Source organism: Paenibacillus algorifonticola, from assembly GCF_050481745.1.
Classification (GTDB): domain Bacteria; phylum Bacillota; class Bacilli; order Paenibacillales; family Paenibacillaceae; genus Pristimantibacillus; species Pristimantibacillus algorifonticola_A.
Window position 1 is genome coordinate 25,966 of sequence record NZ_JBCNGR010000047.1, and the last position, 8,321, is coordinate 34,286.

The window sequence follows — 8,321 nt, forward strand, 5'->3', positions numbered from 1 at the left end:
GGGTATGGGGATTCTCTACAATGAGGATAGATTCACTCGCTTCAGACGAGCCGAATCTCGATACTATAAAGCATCGGGGGAATTACGAATGAGAAGGATAACAACAATGATTAGCTTGGTCCTCGTGCTGGGCTTGGTGCTGAGCGCATGCGGCGGCGGCAACACGGGAAGCAATGGAGAAGCGGGCAAAGGCACAGCAGGCGCTACAAACTCGGGCGGCAATACAGATGCAGCGCCAGAGCTTACTGTTGCGTACGTCACGTTTGGCAATACGCCTACTGACCTGCAGGCGGTACAGGACGAGCTGAACAAGCTGACTAAAGAGAAAATTAATGCAACGGTGAAGCTTCTGCCAATCGGCATTGGCGCATGGAATCAGCAAATGAACCTGATGCTGACGAGCAATGAGAAGCTGGATCTCATTGTAACGGGCAGCAGCGCAACGTTTGGTTATGCACCGCAAGTGGCGAAGGGGCAGCTGCTTCCGCTTGATGATCTGCTGGAGCAGCACGGACAAGGCATTAAATCGGCAGTAGGCGAAGATTTTATTCATGCAAGCAGCATTGGCGGCAAAATATATGCCGTGCCTTCGATTCGCGATCTGGCGGTCAATTATGGCGTGCTGATCCGTAAGGATCTGGCTGATAAATACGGTATTGACGCAGCCAAAATCAATTCGCTTGACGCATTGGAAGGCATGATGAAAACGCTGAAAGAGAACGAGCCGAACATGGCGGCTATATCTCCGGGAGCGGCGGGGCAATCGATTGCTGACTACCTGCTTAAGCTTGATAAATTAGGTGACGGCTTCGGTGTGCTGATTAACAATGGGCAGGATGATTTGAAAGTAGTCAACTACTTTGAAACGCCAGAATATGCGGAGCTGCTTAAACGTATTCGCGGCTGGTATCAAGCGGGTTATATTTTGAAGGATGCAGCAACGAACAAAGAGGGCATCGCAGATTTGATTAAAGCAGGACGCACAGCTGCTTATGTGGCGAATCTTAAGCCGGGCATCGAGATGCAGGAATCGCGTATTGTAGGTACGACAATCGTAAAAGGCGAAATCACGGCTCCGGTTTCCAAAACAGAGACGGTAACGAACATTATGTGGGGTATTCCGCGCAATGCGACGAATCCTGAAGCATCCATGAAGTTTCTGAATCTGATGTACAGCGACAAAGATATTATTAACCTGATGGACTGGGGCATTGAAGGCAAGCATTATGTAAAAACCGATAAAGAAAACATCATTAAATATGCTGATGGCGTAGATGCCAACAATAGTGGCTACAACCCGAATACAGGCTGGTTGTTCGGCAACCAGTTCATGTCCTACTCCTTTGAAGGGGACAACCCGGATATTTGGAAAGAAACAGATGAATTCAATAAAAACGCAACGAAATCCAAAGCATTAGGCTTTACTTTCGATTCTGCGTCAGTGAAGACGGAATTCGCTTCGGTAACGAATGTTCTGAATCAATACAAGCTCGGTCTGGAAACAGGCACGCTTGATCCGGACAAAACACTGCCAGACTTTATCTCCAAGCTGAAAGCAGCGGGCATCGACAAAATCGTTGCCGAAAAACAGAAGCAGCTGGATGCATGGGCGGCAGCGAAATAAAATAAATCGGCAAAGTAATCTGACGCAAACACAGCAACCGCCAATCCTCCTCGTGAGGGTTGGCGGTTGCTTGAATTTTTATGATGGAGCATGAGTATAAGGCTGGCGGTACATACCCTACCTTAACCGTTGATCTCCAGACCAATGCCGAGCTCCCGAGCTTTTTGCACCCAATAGTCAGCTGTTGCAATATCAAAGACGGCCATTCCCATCGGGCAAAATAGAACGGGCTCAGCCGGATCGAATCCAGCAAGCGCGCTGCGGCATACGACATCGGCGAGCGAGAGGGTACCTTCTTTCGCCAGCCCCCGCTCCTTATGCAGCAGCTCAATGTCGGTGTTTTCCCGGCATACCTCATCCCAATCATCGACGATGATGGCGCTTACGCTGCTCAAGGCTGCTGCGGTGTAGTCGCGCAGCGAAACGTCCAGCAGCAGGCTGCCTGGAAGGGGCGGAAAATCAATGTAGCGCTTGTCGCTTACCGTACACGTAATAATGACGTTGCAGCGGCTGTATAGCTCTTGCCAGCTGCCTGCCACCTTCGTTCGTCCACGTAGTCCGGCTTTCTCACCAGCGGTGGCTGCATCGGTGACAGCAGTGCTGACAACATCGGCAGCAGTAGCTGTGGCCAGGTTGATATCATCCAGCTTGACTCCGCGAATGTCATAAACATAAGCTTCATCGATGGTTTCGCCGAGCAGCTGCCCGCACATGTCGTAATGCAGCTGGCCGACGGGGCCGAAGCCGATAATGCCCAGCGTTATGCGATGCGGCTTGCTTGGCTGCTGAGCGCTGCGCGCACGCAAATAATGGCGAAGCAGCACAGCGCTAACGGCAGCTGTCCGGGCTGCGCTCGGCAGCGATGCATGGACAATCGCATACGGCTTGCCCGTGTCTGCATCATTCAATACCAGCATGCTGTGCGCTCTGGGCAGTCCGGCATCCAGGTTGCCAGGGAAGCTGGCAATCCACTTTATGCCGGCTGTGTGCATGCTGCCGCCTACATAGGCAGGCATGGCAATGATTCGGTTTGCCGCATGGCCGCCGTAACGCAAATAAGGCTTTACCGGCTGGGCATAATCGCCGCTATCCATCACATGCACCGCATCTTCAATGCGATCCGCCAGCTCCTGCCAATGGAGTCCAGCGGCACGGATATGTTTTTCCCCAAGGTAAATCAAGCTCGTTCTCCTTCCTCATGGCGAAATTGCCGCTCAGCCCAATCATCATTGTAGACCGTATCCATATAGCGTTCGCCGCGATCATGTAAAATAACAGCGCAAACAGAGCCATCTGGCAGCTCATGCATCATCGATTGAAGGGCAAAAATAACGGCGCCGGACGATGGCCCGGCCAAAATCGCCTCCTGCTTCACCAGCATCCGGCAGCCAGCTACCATATCGGCATCATTCACTTTAATCGCATAGTCCATAAATCGGCTTTGCCCGAACGGAGGAACGATGCCGGCCCCAAGGCCCGGAAACAGCCTGCTTCCGCTTACCCCGCCAAAAATGATGCTGCCCGCCGCATCGACCGCTACGATTTTCGTATCGAGCTTATGGTCGCGGGCATACAGCGCGCAGCCGAGCATCGTGCCGCAGGTGCTGACGCCGCCAACGACATAATCGACGCGGCCCAGCGCCTGTACAATTTCCTGCATGGTGCCCTCATAATGGGACAAATAATTATGTTCATTGTTGTATTGATTCGGCCAGTAGCTGCCCGGAATGTCGACCAGCAGCTGCTGAACGCGGTTCAGCCTGGCAGGCAGAAACTCGCCTGTATCCGGGTCGGGCTCCTCAACCAGTTCAATGTCGGCGCCATAAGCGCGCATAATGCGGATGTTTTGCTGCGTCGTTCTAGGGTCTACGACGCTAATAAACCGCATGCCAAGATAGGAGCAGATCGCGGCGAGGCTGATGGCCATATTGCCCGAGCTGGATTCGACGATGACAGAGCCGGGCCCGATGCGGCCCTGCTCCAAGGCCGCAGCAATAATGCGAACGGCGGAGCGGTCCTTCGCGCTGCCATTCGGGTTAAGCATTTCCAGCTTGGCATGCACGGTAATGCCGCGATCATTCGCAAACAGCTTTGACAGCTGGACGAGCGGCGTCTGGCCGATACAAGAAAGCCAATCTTTTCCCATGGGCGATTACCGCCTCCTAAAAATAAAGTTTTTTTGACTTGACCGCTCCCCGCTCAAGCGTCTCATCCTCCGCTGCCCGCGTCACCACGATGCCGGACAGCATGCGACCCCGAATCATTTGGCCAATCGCTTCAATTTTTTGCTCAATAGCTTGCTGTATAACGGCTAGCATGCCATCGTCCATCGTTTTGCTGCGAATATGGATGGACAGTTTATTGCCCTGCAGCCGGACGCGCAGCTCGGCGTCGCTGACGAATTGCTGGACGACACTTTCGATGTCGTAGAGGCTTATTTTTTCCCCGTGCTTCAGATCGGCTCCGATCCGTTTCGAGATACAGCTGAACGTTTGCCTTACCCGTCCATCGATTGTGACGGTGCCGAAGTCCCTAACCACATCGTAGGTGACATAACGCACGGCGGGAAACAGAGTACGCTTGTAGGACGTAAGCACTAGCACCGTTTCATTGTCTTCGAGCGTATCAAAGCGTGGATCTACTTCGTCAGCACGGAGCGCTTCGGCATGGATGCCAGCATCTAGTACATAAACGCTATGCTCGTGAGAGTAGGAAGCAATGGCGCCGATCTCGATGGAGCCGTAGGTGTCGAGAATATCACTCGTGCCGATGCCGAACCGTGCAGCCATATTGGCCTGCCAGGCTGGCGGCGCAATTTCGCCCACAATAATGATTTTTTGTATGCCGAAGGCCTTCGGATTTGGTGCAGCGGCAGCGATGGCGTCGAGAATGGAAGGCATCGTATACAGCAGCTGCGGGCGGAAAGTGGCGAGGCGCTTGATGTGCTCCTCTATCGGCAAGGCGAAGGAAAGCGAATCTGCTTGGAAGCCAAGCTGCTGAAAAATCGTAATGGCAGTGCTAGCCGCATGTCCCGTTCCCATATCGGCCAGCGCCCTTGTGACAACTGCCGGGCTCCTTGCCAGCCACTCCCGGAAGCAGGCCGCTTTGCTGGCGATATATTGCTCGTCATCCTCCGGAGAATAATAAATTGCTTTGCGTATGCCGGAGGACGTTCCTGATGTACGGTACACAGAGAGCCCGGCTTCCGTCCGCAGCTCCTGCGTGAAATAATGCGCCTCTAACCTGTCCGCCGTCATCAGCGGCAGTTCTGGCAGTACGGCGGCGTTTGGATCAATGCCTCGCTCTGCAAGCAGCTCTCCATACCAAGGATGAAAATGGCAAATAAGAGCAAGCTGCTGCTGAAGCGTCTGTTTTGGCTCCATCTATGCATATGCCTCCTAACTAACGGACCGCTGGCGGTCACGTATTGGGGATCAAACAAACATCCTGACAGGCTGCCTTAATTAAGCATATGAAGCCGATGCATGATGGTTCGTTCTATGCCGACAGCGGCCTACAACCATTTTTGAAAAGGTTCGTATGCTAATAGGAGATTGGAATGGAGGGGTAAAGTGACGAGGAACAGAAAGATAGCGAAGGGTTTGCGAGCAAGGAGCCATAGTGGCAAGGGAAGCAAGAGTGTTCGTACTAAAGGCCGAATTATTGGGGATAAGTGGAGCAAAACGATTGCGATGCGGAAGGATCTAACGCTGAAGAAGCACATCCCGCGGACAAAGCTGGCGACGAAGGACAGCTTGCGCAGCATGCTGAAGCAATACGGAATGGTGTATGTGAAGCCGACTAGAGGCTCGCAGGGGCGCGGCGTTATGAAGATGGAGAAGCGTAAGGCGAAACCGAAATACTCCTATCAATTAGGCTTGAAAAAATCAAGATTTACCACTTACGCCGCAGCGTACCGTGCGATCCGCAAGGACATGAAGGGGAAACGTTATTTGGTGCAAAAGGGCATACGCCTGCTTAAGCATAAAAGCCGTCCCTTCGATATTCGGCTCATGGTGCAGCGTGCGCCGCATGGCGGCTGGGAAGCGACGGGAACGGTCGGCAGAGCCGCGCATCCGCGCAAAATCGTTACTAACGGCAGCCAAGGCGGAACGATCTACTCAACCGTACATTTGCTGAAAAAGCATGCGGGTCCAGCAAGGCGGAAGCGACTGCTGAAGCAGATGGACCGGCTCGCTCTGCGAACCGCGAAGCTGCTGCGCCGCACGTCTCCCGGCATTAAGGAACTCGGTCTCGATTACGCGATTGACGGCAAGCTAAAGCCGTGGATTCTTGAGGTGAACACGGTGCCTGATCCATGCCCGTTTTCGCTGCTCGCAGACCAGACGATGCTGCGCCGTATCGTCCGGTATGGCAAAGCATACGGCAAAACGTACAGCCTGAAATGTAAAAAGGCGAAGCGCGGAAAATAAGCGGCAAGCGCTGCCTGTGCAGCAAAGCTAAGAGACTGCGACGAAATAAAGTACCGCTAATTTCTTCGAGGCTCCTAAGCTAAGGCCTTGTGCCAGATAAGAGAAGGCACAAGGCCAGCTTTTGAGTTGTTTTTTTTATGTGTAAAAGCGGTCTACTTGAACGTGTATTCATGCTCAAAACGGTTTATAAAATAATCCATTACCGGAGCATTCGGACGATTTTTAGCCCGAACCCAGCCAAAATGGACAGGCTGCTGAAAAAAATCTTCAATTTCAAGCATTGCAAATTGCCGGATCGTTTCGTTGGCATTTTGCCTAAAGGAATAGTCATGGCCGATCGAGACAGCCAGCCCCTCCAGCAATGCGCTTTGAATGGCGACATCGTAATCGGTTCGAAACAACACCTCCACGGGCCCGTGCTGCCTGGTAAAATCATGGATGAACTGGTCAACGTGGTCGTCCTTGTACAGGACGAAAGGGTGCTGCCGCAATTCCTCCGGTGACATGGACGTCCTTAAGGCAAGCGGAGATTGGGCGCCAACGAGCGCGACCATTTTTCCCTTGCACAGCGAATGAAACGAGAGACCCTCTATCGGCAGCTTGTCTTCCCGCATCGCAATCATGCCAAGATCAGCCAGCCCCTCCCGCACGCTGCCAAGCGTATTCAATGAGCCGTCCTCAGATACCTCGATGCGAAGAGCGGGGTGCTCCTTTTTCAGCCAAGCAATCACTTTAACCATCGTCTTCATTTGGGCAGGCATCGTGGACAGGCGCAGCTCGCCGCTTAGACTGCTCAGGCTGCTTGCTGCTTCCAGTCGTATTTCCTCGATAATTTTGGCTGCTTCATGCACTTTTTTTATAATGGATGCACCTTCTGCGGTAGGCAAGGTGCCGGTTCGTGCACGTTTGAACAACCTTAGCCCCAGCTCCTTCTCCAGACTAGTGAGGGATTGACTGAGCGCAGATTGGGAAATATGAAGATGCGCTGCTGCTTCAGACAATGATTTGGATTTGCTCAATTCGACGACATACATCAGCTGCTCAAGGTTCATAGGTTGCTTCCTTTGCATAAGTATGACTTAATTTAGTGTAAGTATAATTAAATATATTTAATTTAACAATAGGAGTACAATGACGGTAAGACCATATAAGCGCTATCATTTTGTTGCTAAAGGAGATGCTGTTTATGAAAGCTGCTGTTATTTATGGAGCTAAAGATGTCCGTATCGAAAATGTGAACGAGCCTGCAGCTGCTGCAGGCCAAGTGAAAATAAAGGTGGAATGGGCCGGGATTTGCGGAAGCGACCTGCATGCCTACCATCATGGGCTTGGCGTATCGGCTGAGCCCCATCCCTTGACAGGACGCGGTCTTCCGCTTGTGCTGGGCCATGAATTTGCTGGTGTTGTGACCGAGCTTGGCGAAGGTGTAACGAATCTGGCTGTTGGAGATCGCGTAGCTGTAGAGCCGATCGTGTATGCCGAAGATGATTATTATGTACAGAGGGGCAAATATAATCTGGCTAGTCCGTTTGCTTTCCTTGGTTTGCAGGATGATGGTGGATTTGCTCAATATGCAATCGCAAATGCCAGCAAAGCTCATAAGCTTCCAAGCAATGTTTCACTTGAAGAAGGGGCATTGATGGAGCCGACTGCTGTAACGGTTCATGCGGTTAAGGAAAGCCAGTTGAAAATGGGAGACGCGGTCGTCGTTTATGGAGCCGGCCCAATTGGTCTTTTAACGATTATGGCGGCGAAGGCTGCTGGAGCCGCAAGCGTTATTGCCGTCGATATTTCCCCTGAACGTCTAAGCAAAGCGCTTGAGGTCGGCGCAAGCTCGGTTGTAAACAGCCTGGAAACAGATGCAACGACAGAAATATTGGCACAACATGTAAACGGCGTCGATGTGGCCTTTGAAGCGGCAGGCGCTCAGGCGACATTCACAAGCGCGCTGGAGGTCATCAAAAAAGGCGGACAGCTGCTCATTATTGCCGGTTATGCCAGCCCCGTTACATTGGATGTAAACAGCATTTTGGTGAAGGAAATATCGATTAAAACCTCACTCGCCTACCATCATATTTTCCCGGAGGTCATCGCGATGGTGTCTTCGGGCCGCCTTGATGTGAAGAAGGTCATTACGAAAAGAATCCAGCTGGATAACCTCGTTGAAGAAGGTCTGGAGCTGCTCATTAAAGACAAAGCGCAGGCGAAAATTTTAATTCATACGCAGTCATAGTTCTATTATTGAAAACAAATAGGCTGTTCCA

General features: G+C 52.0%; 7 protein-coding genes. 3 read left to right on the forward strand and 4 right to left on the reverse strand.

Annotated features, from left to right (window positions below):
• Positions 1–106 precede the first annotated feature (106 nt).
• Positions 107–1,624, forward strand: a complete 1,518-nt coding sequence (locus ABEW34_RS29715; RefSeq protein ID WP_430164788.1) for an ABC transporter substrate-binding protein — start codon at positions 107–109, stop codon at positions 1,622–1,624.
• Positions 1,625–1,746: 122 nt separating this feature from the next.
• Here ABEW34_RS29715 and ABEW34_RS29720 read toward each other — a convergent pair whose 3' ends face one another.
• From ABEW34_RS29720 to ABEW34_RS29730, 3 genes are read right to left on the reverse strand one after another with little or no spacing between them, the layout of a single operon-like run.
• The gene (locus ABEW34_RS29720; RefSeq protein ID WP_430164790.1) at positions 1,747–2,805 is read right to left on the reverse strand and encodes a 2,3-diaminopropionate biosynthesis protein SbnB; all 1,059 of its coding nucleotides are present in this window, start codon (positions 2,803–2,805) and stop codon (positions 1,747–1,749) included.
• A complete protein-coding gene (gene sbnA, locus ABEW34_RS29725) occupies positions 2,802–3,770 on the reverse strand; it encodes a 2,3-diaminopropionate biosynthesis protein SbnA (protein ID WP_430164793.1) in 969 nt (322 codons plus the stop codon). The genes ABEW34_RS29720 and sbnA overlap by 4 nt, the downstream gene beginning before the upstream one ends.
• Before the next feature lie 16 nt (positions 3,771–3,786).
• A complete protein-coding gene (locus ABEW34_RS29730) occupies positions 3,787–5,007 on the reverse strand; it encodes a hypothetical protein (protein WP_430164796.1) in 1,221 nt (406 codons plus the stop codon).
• Positions 5,008–5,196: 189 nt separating this feature from the next.
• On the opposite strand from ABEW34_RS29730, the gene ABEW34_RS29735 reads away from it, so the two are divergent.
• The gene (locus ABEW34_RS29735) at positions 5,197–6,057 is read left to right on the forward strand and encodes a YheC/YheD family protein (RefSeq protein ID WP_430164799.1); all 861 of its coding nucleotides are present in this window, start codon (positions 5,197–5,199) and stop codon (positions 6,055–6,057) included.
• Positions 6,058–6,209: 152 nt separating this feature from the next.
• Here ABEW34_RS29735 and ABEW34_RS29740 read toward each other — a convergent pair whose 3' ends face one another.
• Positions 6,210–7,109: a LysR family transcriptional regulator gene (locus ABEW34_RS29740; RefSeq protein WP_430164802.1), complete on the reverse strand. Its 900-nt coding sequence runs from the start codon at positions 7,107–7,109 to the stop codon at positions 6,210–6,212.
• 134 nt (positions 7,110–7,243) lie between these two features.
• Here ABEW34_RS29740 and ABEW34_RS29745 point away from each other — a divergent pair, with 134 nt between their 5' ends.
• Positions 7,244–8,290, forward strand: a complete 1,047-nt coding sequence (locus tag ABEW34_RS29745) for a 2,3-butanediol dehydrogenase (protein ID WP_430164805.1) — start codon at positions 7,244–7,246, stop codon at positions 8,288–8,290.
• The last annotated feature ends 31 nt before the right edge of the window (positions 8,291–8,321 follow it).

What these genes read in the sequence shown, in the direction of transcription:
- ABEW34_RS29715 (WP_430164788.1), top strand. Translation starts at nt 107, where the DNA reads ATGATTAGCTTGGTCCTCGTGCTGGGCTTGGTGCTGAGCGCATGCGGC.
- sbnA (WP_430164793.1), bottom strand. Translation starts at nt 3,770, where the DNA reads ATGGGAAAAGATTGGCTTTCTTGTATCGGCCAGACGCCGCTCGTCCAG.
- ABEW34_RS29730 (WP_430164796.1), bottom strand. Translation starts at nt 5,007, where the DNA reads ATGGAGCCAAAACAGACGCTTCAGCAGCAGCTTGCTCTTATTTGCCAT.
- ABEW34_RS29740 (WP_430164802.1), bottom strand. Translation starts at nt 7,109, where the DNA reads ATGAACCTTGAGCAGCTGATGTATGTCGTCGAATTGAGCAAATCCAAA.
- ABEW34_RS29745 (WP_430164805.1), top strand. Translation starts at nt 7,244, where the DNA reads ATGAAAGCTGCTGTTATTTATGGAGCTAAAGATGTCCGTATCGAAAAT.